Source organism: Legionella lytica, assembly GCF_023921225.1.
GTDB classification, from domain to species: Bacteria; Pseudomonadota; Gammaproteobacteria; order Legionellales; family Legionellaceae; genus Legionella; species Legionella lytica.
In genome coordinates, this window is sequence record NZ_CP071527.1 from 2,322,163 (window position 1) to 2,335,841 (window position 13,679).

Below are 13,679 nucleotides of genomic sequence, written 5' to 3' on the forward strand. Positions count from 1 at the left end.
CAGCACAGCCTACTTCAACTATAGGTTACATTACGAAGGAACGAGCAATGAATGCTTACCAAAAATTAGAGCAGCATTTTAAAAAATATTATGATTTTGAAAATCTTGCAGCGATTGTTTCTTGGGATGAGGCGGCAATGATGCCTATTGGTGGTGGTCCGGCACGTGCAGAAGCATTAGCAACTTTAAGTGCAATACAGCATGATTGGCTAACCGATAAAATCGTGGGCGAATGGCTTAAGCAATGCAAGGACCTAGAACTATCCCCCTGGCAGCACAGGAATGTCTATTGGATTGAAAAACAGTATCAATTGGCCACCTGCATCCCCTCCCTACTCATAGAAGAAGTTACTAATGAGTCATTAATTTGCTCTCAAGCGTGGCGAGAGTTGCGGGCAAAGAATGATTGGCAAGCCTTTCAACCTTATTTAAAAAAGCTATTTGAAAAGGTAAAAACTATTGCTGAAATCAAATCCCAACTTTTTGCTAAATCACCCATAGATGTATTAATTGATGAATACTCACCTGGATTAGATTGCAAAACAATTACACCGATTTTTAATTCTCTAAAGCAAGAATTACCAACATTGATTCCTAGAATTATGGAAAAGCAAAAGTATCGTACTATGAAGCCAATCGCGGGTAATTTTGCGCTTGAGACTCAAAAACTGTTAGGCATGGAAGTTATGTCACGCTTAGGTTTTGATTTTAATCATGGCCGATTGGATGTGAGTCATCATCCCTTCTGTGGCGGGATTTCCACTGATGTTCGCATCACTACACGTTACAAAGAACATGAATTTCTCTCATCCCTTATGGCAATTACCCATGAAACTGGGCATGCCTTGTATGAACAAGGTTTGCTAAAGGAGTGGCTGACTCAGCCCGTTGGGCATTCATTAGGTATGGCAGTACATGAAAGCCAATCTTTATTTATGGAAATGCAAATTTGCCGCAGCTTAGAATTTATACGATTTCTAGTGCCCTTGACGAAAAATTATTTTGGCGAAGCACAAAATATTACTGAAGAAAACCTGTTTTATCATTATACCCAGGTGAAGCCGAGTTTTATTCGTGTTGATGCGGATGAGGTGACTTATCCTTTGCATGTAATCTTACGCTATGAAATAGAACAACAGTTATTCGCGGGTGATATTACGATTGATGACCTACCTGACGCGTGGGATTCCTATATGCAAAAGTATCTAGGTCTATCAACTAAAGGTGATAATAAAAACGGAGTTATGCAAGATGTACACTGGCCGTCAGGAATTTTCGGTTATTTTCCGGCCTATACCTTAGGTGCATTGATTGCTGCCCAGTTATTTTCCTCGGTAAAAAGAGCGATTCCTGATATTAAACAGCAAATTGCGCAAGGTGATTTTAAAGCTTTATTGTTGTGGTTAAGAGAGAATATCCATCAAAAAGCCAGATTATTGCCTTATCAGGAGTTATTGCACCAGGCAACTGGTGAGGAACTCAATCCACAGCATTATTTAATGCATATTCGTGAGCGGTATTTATAATAACGTAGCCCTAACGTCACCCATTTTCACGTTCAAGTCACGGAATCTGCGTAGGCCGGGCCCATGGTCCGACGCTTCCCATCTTTCTCATGGAATCCAATTCATTATTACACGTCTAAAATGAATTGTCGGGCCATGGGCTCGACCTACTTAGCTCTGGATTTTAATTGTTCCAGCATCGATTTTGCCGCTATTTGCTCTGCCTTCCGGCGGTTGGGGCCTTGACCATGGGTTATTTGCTTTGCCCCATCCACAGTACAAGTTACATAAAATATTTGATCATGCTCTTCACCTTCAACTTTCGTCAAAGCATATTCAGGAAGAGCCAGCTTTTCAGCTTGCAAATATTCTTGAAGTTGGGTTTTAGAGTCTTTTAAACAATCGTTTAAATTAGGATCTTCGAGCCTAGACTTATATAGAGTTAAAATTACCTCTTTAGCCGCATCTACACCACCATCGAAAAAAATCGCTGCAAAGACAGCTTCCAAGGCATCAGAAAGAATAGAAGCACGGCGAAACCCACCGCTTTTTAATTCACCTTGGCCTAAATAGAGGTAATCACCTAAATCAAGTTCACGGGCAATCTCAACCAACATATCACCACGAACTAAAAAAGAACGCAAACGACTAAGCTGCCCTTCGCTTTGTTGCGGAAAACGATGGAATAATTCATTAGCAATAACAAAACTTAAAATGGAGTCGCCTAGAAACTCAAAACGTTCATAGTTATCACTACCAACGCTACAATGTGTCAAAGCTTGCTTCAAATAAGCTTGGTTACTGAATTGATAATTTAAGCGCCTGCATAATCTTTCTAAATTAATTTTCACTACCAGGTATACCTCTTTAATGAATCATTTTACCTATATTAGACCAACGAACTGTACCCGTTTTACTGTCCCAGCTCATCCAAACTAAAAAGGCTTTCCCTCTGAAATAAGAGTTAGGAACAAAGCCCCAGAAACGACTGTCTGCGCTGTCGTCTCGGTTGTCACCCATCATAAAATAGCTGTCCTTAGGAACTACGATGTCAAAGTCTACTCCAGGAACATCCGTGCGAACAAAAATATTATGTACCACACCATTTAAATCTTCTGTGTATTTAGATACAGGCTTACCGGAACTTTCATCAATAGTATATTCAACAAAGGTTTGTTTTGCTTCTTTACCATTAATGGTCAATACCTTGTTGTGATAGCTAATTCTATCGCCGGGGACACCAATAACTCGTTTAATGTAATCATAAGAGGGATCGGGCGGCCAACGGAATACAGCTACCTCTCCCGTTTTGGGATCTGCAATTGATACTACCTTTTTTTCTATAACAGGCAATTTTAAACCGTAGGCAAATTTATTAACGGCAACAAAATCCCCTACTAGTAAAGTTGGCTCTAATGATCCTGACGGAATACGAAATGGTTCGATAAGAAAAGAACGTAAAATCAATACCACAAAAAATACTGGGAAAAACGAACGTGCGTATTCAATAATCTTATTTGGCTTTTGCTCAGGAGTACGCTTTTTGGCCCAAAAGATAATATCTAATAGGTAAATTAACCCGCTGATAAATGATAATATAACTAATATTAAAGCAAAATTCATAAATCACATCCTATAAATTGTAGGTTGGGCCCATGGCCCAACAAGACATCGAGCCCCATCCAAGCTCGATGTTGGGCCAGGGCCCAACCTACATGTCATTAATGACAGTGCGCTATTACTTTTTATCTGTTTGGAATACCGCCATAAACGCTTCTTGAGGTATCTCAACATGACCAACCTGCTTCATGCGTTTTTTACCTGCCTTTTGCTTCTCTAGCAACTTACGTTTACGTGATACGTCACCACCATAACATTTTGCCGTTACGTTTTTGCGTAAGGCCTTAACGGTTTGGCGCGCAATAATATGACTTCCTAACGCAGCCTGAATGGCTACATCAAACATTTGTCTTGGAATCAAGTCCTTCATTTTTTCAGCAATTATTTTCCCGCGGCTGTGCGATGAAGAACGATGGACAATAACAGAAAGCGCATCAACTCGCTCGCTATTAATTAAGATATCCATTTTTACCAAATCAGCTTCTTGGAATCGTAAGAAGTTATAATCCAAAGAAGCATAACCCCGGCTGACTGATTTCAAGCGGTCAAAGAAGTCAGAAACCACTTCGCTCATGGGTATGTCATAGGTAACAGAAACTTGACGACCACTATAGGTCATGTTGACCTGCACACCACGACGCTCAATACATAAATTGATGATAGGTCCTAAATAATCTTGGGGGACTAAAATATTAGCCCGCACAATAGGCTCATACATTTCTTTAATTTGCGGTAAAGGTGGTAAATGCGATGGGTTATCAATTAATAAAGTCTCCCCTTTTTGGGTAATAATTTGATAAACCACTGTGGGGGCTGTCGAAATTAAATCAAGGTTATATTCACGCTCTAAGCGCTCTTGAATAATTTCCATATGCAACATGCCTAAGAAGCCACAACGGAAACCAAAACCTAAAGCTTCAGAAGACTCAGGTTCATAAAATAAAGAAGCATCGTTCAGACTTAATTTAGCTAAGGCTTCGCGGAACGCTTCAAAATCATCCGCGCTAATCGGGAATAACCCTGCATAAACCTGAGGTTTAACACGTTGGAATCCAGGTAAAACGCTAGCAGCCTGATTTTTTTCCAAGGTTAAAGTATCCCCAACAGGAGCACCTTGAATTTCTTTAATACCAGCAACCACATAACCTACTTCACCAGCGTTTAACGCATCTAATTTGGTACGCTTAGGAGTAAAGACACCAACCTGATCTACTTCATAAGAACGTCCAGTAGACATTACTCGCATCTTATCGCCTTTGCGAATAGAACCATTCACAATACGCACTAAAGAAACTACGCCTAGATAACTGTCAAACCAGGAATCAATGATCAGCGCTTGTAATGGCTCATCAATATTACCTTCTGGTGGGGGAATATTGGCAACCAAAGCTTCCAACACATCTTCAACACCCAAACCACTTTTCGCACTAGCGCGTATGGCATCATGAGCATCTACACCGATAATATCTTCAATTTCAGCGATCACGCGCTCAGGTTCAGCCTGAGGCAAGTCAATCTTATTTAAGACAGGCAATACCGTTAAAGACTGATCAATGGCGGTGTAACATACTGCTACTGTTTGTGCTTCAACTCCTTGAGCCGCATCAACTACCAGGAGTGCGCCCTCACAAGCTGCTAATGAACGCGATACCTCATAGCTAAAATCTACGTGTCCTGGGGTATCAATAAAGTTCAACAGGTAGGTCTTACCGTCTTGGGCTTTATAATTTAATGAAACACACTGAGCCTTAATGGTAATACCGCGCTCACGCTCAATATCCATAGAATCAAGTACTTGCGCACTCATTTCACGCTCAGTTAACCCACCGCACACTTGAATAAATCGATCTGCTAAAGTCGATTTTCCATGGTCAATATGGGCAATAATTGAAAAATTGCGAATCCGCTTTAAATCACTCAATTCAGCTAACCTTTTTTGCAAATAGCGCATTTTAGCTTAAATACGCGCCAGCTTAAAGTCATTACAAAAATTTGCTAATATTCCACTTTTTTAATAGAATTTTTTTCTTACGCTTCCACATAGATGAGACTTACAATGCAACGAATAATCAGACTGGGTTTTGCCGCGTTAATACTCGCTCTTTTTTCCTTTGCGTCGTATGCAATAGACACTGCCTTCACCAAACGTAAAGATGTACAGCAATTTATTCAAGAAATGGTTAAAAAACACCATTTTAATGCCAGACAACTGACCGCCACGATGAATCAAGTCAAGTTGCAGCCGCAAATTATAGAATCCATGGAAAGACCTTACGAAAAGAAAAATTGGGATGTTTACCGTGATATATTCTTAACCCCTGCTCGCATAAAAGGCGGTGTAGATTATTGGGCTGCGAATAGAAAGACTTTAGAAAAAGCACAACAGAAATATGGTGTGCCAGCAGAAATGATCGTCGCTATTTTAGGTGTAGAAACTCTATATGGTGAGCGTCAGGGAGACCACAGAGTACTCGATGCTCTAGCCACTTTAGCCTTCGATTATCCTAAACGTAGCCGATACTTCAAACATGAGTTAAAAGAATATTTACTGCTTTGTCGTGAACATAATCTTCCTGCAACGCAATATAAAGGTTCTTATGCTGGTGCTATTGGTCAACCCCAATTTATGCCAAGCAGCTATCGAAATTTTGCGGTTGACTTCAAAAATAAAGGCAGACGTGATTTAGTAAATAATAATGATGATGCCATAGCAAGTATCGCTAATTATTTCAAAGCCCATGGTTGGCAAACGAATGGCGGTGTTGCTCAGCATGCAAAACTGATAGGAACACGTTACAAAAATATGCAAATGAACCCTAGAACTGCGAATTATAACTATTCACAGTTAACCGCAAATGGCATAAAACCCGTAACCGCAGCACATAATCATCCGGGACGTGCAGCACTGATGGAGTTAGTTACCGCGCAAGGCAATGAATACTGGATTGCTTATCCAAATTTCTTTGTAATTACTCGCTATAACTCAAGTCCACAATATGCGCTGGTAGTTTATTTATTATCACAACAATTAAAACAACAATGGGTAGCAATGAACGCAAAAAAGCATAGGGCTTATGTATAGTGGATACATTATTCTTATTCACTAAGCATCTTAATGACGAGGGATGTCTTTGCTTAAAACTTGATGCAGATGGGGTTACAAATACCCCACCTGCGCAACGAAGTTTTACAGAAATCCAAACTTTACAACAAGACTGTGATACAGTCGTTATTGAAAGCTGCGCTAATGCCAGCCTTTTAACTCTTGAACTACCTTGGTTGCCAGATCGAAAAGCACGCATCGCCATTCCCTATGCTCTGGAAGATAAATTAGCCCAGTCTCTTGACGAGCTGCATTTTGCATTTGATAAAGCAAGATATCAAAACAACCACTATTTAATTGCAGCAATAAGCAAGCAAAGAATGCATTATATTATGAGCTTGTTGACTGAAAAAAATGTTGAATTTACCGCCATTACTTTAGATTGGTTTGCATTAGAACCCGAAGAACTCTGCATTAGTGAACGTGATTTACTCGTTAACTCAGATGATTTTAGGGGAGAGCTTTCTGGCGATTTAGCAGATAGTTATATAAAAAAGCATCCGCTTTATACTCCTCTGATGTTTACAGACAGTCTCATTAAAGTCGAACTAGATACAATAAAAAAACAAGAAACCTCTTATGAGTGGATTGCTAAAAGAACGTTAAATGCCAAATTAATGAATCTTTGCCAAGGCGAAATGCAACATGGCAACAAGTCGGATTGGATTAAGAAAGGATATCTGCTTGCTGGTGCTTTATTTTGTTTTTGGTTGGTGTCGCTGATTTTGGTTAATACCATTAATCTCTATTTTTTGAATAAACAAACAGCCCAAATTGATAGACAAATTGCTGAAATTTATCATGGCTTTTTCCCTGATGCCAAACAAGTCATTAGCCCTAAATTTCGTATTATGCAATTACTAAAGAACAATAATAACGACGGGCAAACTCGTTTTTGGTTTTTACTCAACCAATTTTCCAAGGTCATGGACAGCACGCAATTTACCTTGGAGCAATTTCGTTATCAAAATAAAACCCTATCCGTTACCCTAATCAGCCCTGACTTTGCTAAATTGGAAAAACTCGAAAACCAATTGAAGCAATCACAGCTTAATGTCAAACAGACGCAAGCATCAACTCATGAACAGCAAGTTGTTGCAACCCTGGAGTTATCATGAGAGCTTATTTAAGTTCGCTAAATGAGCGAGAAAGATGGATGGTAATTTGTGCTGCAGTCTGTCTTGCTCTTTATTGTTATTACCTATTTTTGTATGCCCCATTGAGCCGCCAGGTCAACCAAAAATCCACACAATTGGTTGAGAAAATAACCACTTTGGATTGGATGAAAAAAGTTAAAGGACAAAACCTGCGACCTAACAACAAAGAAACTGTTGATAATAGTCAGCTGCTCACAATTTTAGCAACACAGCTAAAAGAACACACCTTGCAAAAATATCCTTATCAGTTACAACAAACTGGTTCCGGAGATATTCAACTGACTTTTGAAACAGTACCGTTTAATTTGTTTGTTACTTGGTTAACCAAAATTAATGAACGATATGCACTTACCATCAAGCAATTTAATGCGGAAAAAACGCCCACTGCGGGAGTAGCTCGCGTGATGATTTTGATGAGTGCAGCTTAAAATAATTGTTCATTGGACCTATGGGCCAACAACAAATGCATCGCACCACGGCAAAGCATCATGTTGGCCAACCCAAAAGTTCTGGCCCGCAAATTTATTTTCGCCCCTACGAAGCCGTAAGCAATAAAGCCAACCGATAACCAGCCAAAGCAATTCGCTGTTTAATCAACTCTTGAGATTGTTTTTGATATTCTAAACTGGGTACTTCTTTTTCTGTCGTGGAGTAAACCCAATTTTTAGCTAAACTATAACTTTCCTGAGCCCAGATTTTAGGAGGTGCGTTTAACTCTTGATTAGAAAAATAATCCCGAGGATAAGCACTAGTAATTTCTTCAGCGATGCGTTGAAGTTTCTCCTCAGAAAGATCTTTAAATAGGCCAAAGTTGCTATCCCATAGTGCATGCAACGTGATCAATGATTCTTGATGATTCGGATCTTTTACCCAAAATAAATTTCCCCCTTCATCCCCCTGAGGTAATTCTTTATTGGAGCGTGCAATAGCATGCAAAGGCTGGTGTAAATCCCCCGTAATGTGAACAAGAAACGATGTAAATCGTGCTTGCTCACTAGGTGGTACCTCTTTATTTGATAATACACGATTAATTTGCGCTAAAGCCCATACTGCATTATCAGTATCCACAGAAACGCCCGTTGCAGAACCATCACTACTGTACGGTGTGTCTAGATAATGCCAGTGAGTATAAGCCTCTATCGACTGTTTACGTATTGCATCAGGCCAAGTAGCAAGATTAGCCTTTGGATAGTCTCTTCGCAACGTTTGAGTTAATTCATCAAATTTTCTTTGTGATTCAAAATCCAAATTATTATAAGCAATTAAAGCAACCAAACGGTGCCCAGAATCCCACCAAGCAAAGGCATTAAATGAGCAAAAAAAACAACCAAACAACATAAAGCCACGAATGCTAATACGCAACATAATAAATCCCGAATGAACGTTCAATCCCGGCTTATATAGTATCGCTTATCATTGCTGCACACTACTCCAGCTTTTTACTGTAGCCCCATTACGAAGAGCGGCAGGTAAAGAACTTAAAGCTTTTTGCGCATCAGCAGCATCCTTATAAGAGCCATATACGCCACTGTAATAATTTTTTCCATTGCGTTGATATTTTACTTGGGCCATACGATTTTGCTTAGGTGCTTTATAAAGAACTTGTGCTACCTTTGAAGCCTTCTCTCCATTAGCTAACTCAATAGTATAACTTTGCGGGCTTTGATTACGCACCCACTCTTCATCACGCTCATGGAATGAAACAGGAGAACGCATATCACCTACATGGTAAGAATCGGGCACAATCACATCACGCGGGGTTCTGATTGAATAATTGTATTTGTAATTAGAACTAGAATTTCCATAATTACTTTGCATATAGAGTTGGCTATTGTCATAACTAGCATACGCAGGATAATACAAATTTTCACTCGTTTGATTGTCCACAAGCGTACACGCAGACATACTTAAAACACTTAACCCGACGATGGCGAATTTAATATTATTATTCATTATTATTCCCCTGGTTATAAGCTTCCTTATTAATTGTTATCTTCCAAACCCGGAAAAACTTTAGAAAAAAACTCTTTGTTCAAATTGTTTTAGTCTGGTGGCTATCTTAAATCAGTGAAATATGAGCCAACCCTATTGTTTCAACTAATAGTATGGCTTACAGTTACTGTTTTATCATTTCACGGCAAGATTTATGTGGACGCATCGACGCTCAGGACAAACAAACCAACGAGGCACTAACGATCATCGAGATCCTTATGAACGAGATAGAACTCGAGTTATTCATTGTCCTGCTTTTCGAAGATTACAAAGAAAAACCCAAATTTTAGGAACCGATGAGGGGGATTTCCATCGTACCCGCCTTACACATTCGCTAGAAGTGGATTCGATTGGTCGTAGTATTGTGCGTAACCTATTGATCAACCAGGAACAATACGCCGTAGTCGCAGGACTTTTGCCTAACGATGATTTAATTTCTGTTATTTGTTTACTGCATGACATTGGCCATCCTCCATTTGGGCATGGCGGTGAAGTTGCCTTGAATTATATGATGCGTAATTACGGTGGTTTTGAAGGAAATGGGCAAACACTGCGTCTATTAACTAAAGTTGAAAGCAGTTATGGTGCTTTTGGCCTAGATTTAACGCGCCGTGCTTTGCTTGGTGTTTTAAAATACCCAGTACAACGTTCTAAAGTTATTGCTCCGGAACAGCCTCCTGTCCATGAGTCAGTTCATAAAACCATCAAGGTAAATGATTGGTTGCCTCCTAAAGCTTATTTTGATTGCGAACAGCCTGAAGTCGATTGGTTATTAGCGCCCTTTTCCGCAACAGATCGTGAATTATTCCAATCCCTGTCTGTAGAGCCTTATGGGACTAAGGTAGGTAAAGCCGCTTATCACAGTTTTGACTGCTCCATTATGGATACAGCAGATGATATTGCCTATGGAGTTCATGATCTAGAGGATGCCATTCATCTGCGTCTGATTAACCCCTCACACTTGGACACTCCTGAATTTAGAGGGTTATTGAAGAATACTACCCTTTCTGATCATCAAGATCGGCTAATTAATTCTCTATTTTCTCATGACCCGTATTTAAGAAAACAGACTATTGGGGAAATGGTGAATTACTTTATTACCTCAACTCAAATTAGTGTAACTCATGAAGGCTTTGAGAATAATTTATTAAAATATAATCTGGCCTTAATTCCCGAGGCTGCTAGCTTATTAAAGTATTTAATGCACTGCATTTATAATAATGTAATTGACTCTCAAGAGGCACGAACCTTTGAGTATGGAGGCCAAACCGTAGTGCTACGCTTGTTTGATGCCATCAGCTCAAATCCAGGAAGTCTGTTAGATAATAAAAATCGTTTGTTATTTAAGCAAGCTAAAGACGAAATGGAAGCTTATCGAGTAGTCTGTGATTATCTAGCCAATATGACCGATGAATATGCTTATCGCATGCACGAGCGCCTTTTTGGGTTTAACACACGTACAATTTTTGAACGTTTATAGCTTGTGGGATGTTGGCGCTTCCGGCTACAACAAAACATCGCGTGATACCAAAGCACCATGTTGGGTCATTGACCCAAGCTGCAAATGCATCATGAGCATCGCAACTAGAACACGGTAATTTGTTTTTATAAATCAGTGTAGCCTGGTTGCTTGCAATCAGGATTTCCTAAAAACAGTAATCAATCATGAGAACACGAATTAGCTTTAAGCACTTCATTCCGAGTGAAATAAATATTATCTAAAAAAATTTTTAGCGTATTGAAAATTAGGAATGATTTTATTGAATTAGCTGATATAAGAAACGAAAAACTGCCTAAAAAATGGCGTCCCCAAGGGGGTTCGAACCCCTGTTCTCGCCGTGAAAGGGCGATGTCCTAGGCCGCTAGACGATGGGGACCTAGATTTTTATTCTACTACATTTTACAACTATTTACTACAACAAAAAACACCAAAATGGCGTCCCCAAGGGGGTTCGAACCCCTGTTCTCGCCGTGAAAGGGCGATGTCCTAGGCCACTAGACGATGGGGACCCTGAACGTTTTTCCCATCAACATACTAAGATGTTGATGGTGGAGCTAGGCGGGATCGAACCGCCGACCTCTTGCATGCCATGCAAGCGCTCTCCCAGCTGAGCTATAACCCCTGAATAAGGCTCGCATTGTAATGACCTCATCCTATCCTGTCAAGCAGTTTTTTATTTTTTTAATACGCAACAGATTTTGGCCTATTTAGATGATTTCGGCTTACCTATTCCAGAGATATAGATAAAGATTGCTACCCCTTTATTTTTGAATTATTATTGCCCACACTGTTATTTTAATTTGCTTTTGGGAAAATATATGCGCCGGATTGTTAACATTACTACTCTTTCACCAGATGAACAAAATAAAATTATGGAACGGATCATCCAATTGATTAGATATCAAACCGGTGCCTTACTGGAAGTAAGAAGAAATCCTGATGAAGAATTTGGAAATTGGGAAGGTGTAAGCGCCTTGATGAATCAGGAACAAGCAGCTGCGTTAAAAAATATAATTGATGCGATAGCAGGATTTGAGATTTGCGCTGTATTTCAATCTCGATCTGCAATTGGGCAATATCGCGTAGTTATAGATCATCACCGTGCAAACATATCTGAACTATCAACCCTAGCATTAGTTCCTTTCGCCAATTTAATGAACACATTTTATCCTATCATTGATAAGAATAAAAATAATACTAAGCAAATGAAGTGGAGCAAAGACAGTATGTATGTAGAGGGTTATCCAGCCTTAACAATCCAATATATAACAAATGCATACACCTGGCCGAATCAAGATAGAACGCATGACCCTGAAATTTATGAATACCTTACTCAGCTTAAAAATAAAGGTTTTGATATCCGATATAGTTCCTCAGATCGTTATTACGACTATGCATCTATTCCTCTTACCGACGCAAACTATCAATTACTCATGTCGACAGCCACTTTGTTTGATGAGCTAAAACAAGATATCGCGTTAATAACAGTAATGACTGCAACAACGAGGTTGGGCGCAAACGATTCAACATTAACATCAAGGTTAATGCCATTAATTGCAGAGAAAGCAGATAGCATCTACGGTAAAATGGAGATTGCTAGAGGAACATTTTATAATTTGCCTTTATTCCAAGAACTTCAGAAATTACAAGATTTATGGATGCTCCGCCTGATTTCTGATTATAATGAAAACAATATGTCAAAAGAGGCATTTAAACTCTTCAAAAAGTTAGAACACCCATCCTCTTCCAAAGCACAAGAATACTTACAAGTGATAATAATGAGTTACTATGCTCTTCATGCTACGGATTTTAATAAACCTGAGAAAGTCTCCAAACTGGATTTATTTGGAGAAATGCTAGCGCTTGTAAATAAACCGAGTCAGGATATTCGTGCGTTATATGCCTATACGATGAACGAAATTTTAAATAACAAAACTGAGCCCATGGACTTTTCAGAAAACCAGGATCTGTTACGAACAATTTGGGAGAAAGCTAGCAAAACAGAACTTCAAAACAAACTTTCCTCTAAAAATTTGTTAGTTCTCATTGCTCTGGTATTTATCGACACTAAGGAGCACTCTTTAGAATCTAATATGAAAGCGATTGAGTTGTTAAGAGTAATGCCCAATTTACAACAAACAACAGCGTGTTTTACGAACGGGAAGAATATCCTCTATCGTTGCCTGGCAAGTTATTTTATCCAAACACAATCGAGCCCAAACATATCAGCACAATTGCTATGGGCTCATTTGTCTCCTGGCGATAATAAAAAACTCCAAGAACAAAAATCTACTACTGAAAAAATGTTAATGAATTATTACCTTAAATCCATCACAAAGGCAGCTGAAAACGAACTGCAAAGCTCAGGAAGCAAACCTTTGAGTAGTGCTACTTATGGTACAAGAATGTTTAAAGAGGGCTCAGAACAAACACAGGCTACCCCTGATACTCACCTTCCAGGTTATTCATTCCCTTCCAGTTCAAAGAGCATGAACTAGATTAAAAAAGAGCAGAGAAAAGAAAGATTAGAAAAACAAAACAAACCACAAGCGAGTAGCAGCACAACTCCCAAAAGGTAACTTCACATAAAATCAATTTTCCGTCATTGCCTCCTCCTAGGCAATGACGGAAACAACAATTTGATCAAAATAATACGACTACTCAATGCGTTACTAAAAATCAAGATGAATTCCGAGTAACCTCCTTACAAGTTTTTTGGCTCTCTAGGCTTGTTTTAATCCATTAAGTCTGATTTAATTCGCTCCGGTGTTTGAGCAAAGACACCTATGGAAAAAATGTAG

11 protein-coding genes and 3 tRNA genes are annotated in these 13,679 nt (G+C 39.2%); 6 read left to right on the top strand and 8 right to left on the bottom strand.

Features of this window, described 5'->3' with window-relative positions; genetic code table 11:
- Positions 1–47: 47 nt before the first annotated feature.
- Positions 48–1,526 carry a carboxypeptidase M32 gene (locus J2N86_RS10190; RefSeq protein ID WP_252579293.1) on the top strand — a complete coding sequence of 493 codons (1,479 nt, stop codon included), beginning with the start codon at positions 48–50 and terminating at the stop codon, positions 1,524–1,526.
- Between the two features lie 146 nt (positions 1,527–1,672).
- Here J2N86_RS10190 and rnc read toward each other — a convergent pair whose 3' ends face one another.
- The 3 genes from rnc to lepA form a co-directional block, all read right to left on the bottom strand.
- Complete coding sequence (rnc, locus tag J2N86_RS10195) at positions 1,673–2,356, bottom strand: ribonuclease III (RefSeq protein WP_252579295.1); 684 nt, start codon at positions 2,354–2,356, stop codon at positions 1,673–1,675.
- A 16-nt stretch (positions 2,357–2,372) separates the two neighbouring features.
- Entirely contained in the window at positions 2,373–3,128 is a 756-nt protein-coding gene (gene lepB / locus J2N86_RS10200) for a signal peptidase I (protein WP_252579296.1), read from the bottom strand.
- Positions 3,129–3,243: 115 nt separating this feature from the next.
- Complete coding sequence (lepA, locus tag J2N86_RS10205) at positions 3,244–5,076, bottom strand: translation elongation factor 4 (protein WP_252579298.1); 1,833 nt, start codon at positions 5,074–5,076, stop codon at positions 3,244–3,246.
- Positions 5,077–5,181: 105 nt separating this feature from the next.
- Between lepA and mltB the strand changes: the two genes are divergently transcribed.
- From mltB to lspM, 3 genes are read left to right on the top strand one after another with little or no spacing between them, the layout of a single operon-like run.
- Complete coding sequence (gene mltB / locus J2N86_RS10210; protein ID WP_252579300.1) at positions 5,182–6,207, top strand: lytic murein transglycosylase B; 1,026 nt, start codon at positions 5,182–5,184, stop codon at positions 6,205–6,207.
- Positions 6,207–7,346, top strand: a complete 1,140-nt coding sequence (gene gspL / locus J2N86_RS10215; protein WP_252579301.1) for a type II secretion system protein GspL — start codon at positions 6,207–6,209, stop codon at positions 7,344–7,346. Before mltB ends, gspL begins: the two co-directional genes overlap by 1 nt.
- Positions 7,343–7,813: a GspM family type II secretion system protein LspM gene (lspM, locus tag J2N86_RS10220; protein WP_252579302.1), complete on the top strand. Its 471-nt coding sequence runs from the start codon at positions 7,343–7,345 to the stop codon at positions 7,811–7,813. The genes gspL and lspM overlap by 4 nt, the downstream gene beginning before the upstream one ends.
- Before the next feature lie 106 nt (positions 7,814–7,919).
- Here the strand turns inward: lspM and J2N86_RS10225 are convergent, their stop codons facing one another.
- Together J2N86_RS10225 and J2N86_RS10230 are read right to left on the bottom strand one after the other, a co-directional pair.
- The gene (locus J2N86_RS10225; protein WP_252579304.1) at positions 7,920–8,750 is read right to left on the bottom strand and encodes a S1/P1 nuclease; all 831 of its coding nucleotides are present in this window, start codon (positions 8,748–8,750) and stop codon (positions 7,920–7,922) included.
- Positions 8,751–8,798: 48 nt separating this feature from the next.
- Positions 8,799–9,338: an SPOR domain-containing protein gene (locus J2N86_RS10230; RefSeq protein WP_252579306.1), complete on the bottom strand. Its 540-nt coding sequence runs from the start codon at positions 9,336–9,338 to the stop codon at positions 8,799–8,801.
- A 193-nt stretch (positions 9,339–9,531) separates the two neighbouring features.
- Between J2N86_RS10230 and J2N86_RS10235 the strand changes: the two genes are divergently transcribed.
- Positions 9,532–10,857, top strand: coding sequence for an anti-phage deoxyguanosine triphosphatase (locus J2N86_RS10235; RefSeq protein WP_252579308.1), 1,326 nt, complete (start codon positions 9,532–9,534; stop codon positions 10,855–10,857).
- 321 nt (positions 10,858–11,178) lie between these two features.
- On the opposite strand, the gene J2N86_RS10240 is transcribed toward J2N86_RS10235, so the two are convergent.
- From J2N86_RS10240 to J2N86_RS10250, 3 genes are all read right to left on the bottom strand, one after another.
- A tRNA-Glu gene (locus J2N86_RS10240) sits at positions 11,179–11,254 on the bottom strand.
- 57 nt (positions 11,255–11,311) lie between these two features.
- A tRNA-Glu gene (locus J2N86_RS10245) sits at positions 11,312–11,387 on the bottom strand.
- Positions 11,388–11,424: 37 nt separating this feature from the next.
- Positions 11,425–11,500, bottom strand: a tRNA-Ala gene (locus tag J2N86_RS10250).
- A 196-nt stretch (positions 11,501–11,696) separates the two neighbouring features.
- Between J2N86_RS10250 and J2N86_RS10255 the strand changes: the two genes are divergently transcribed.
- A complete protein-coding gene (locus J2N86_RS10255) occupies positions 11,697–13,376 on the top strand; it encodes a hypothetical protein (RefSeq protein ID WP_252579309.1) in 1,680 nt (559 codons plus the stop codon).
- Positions 13,377–13,679 lie beyond the last annotated feature (303 nt).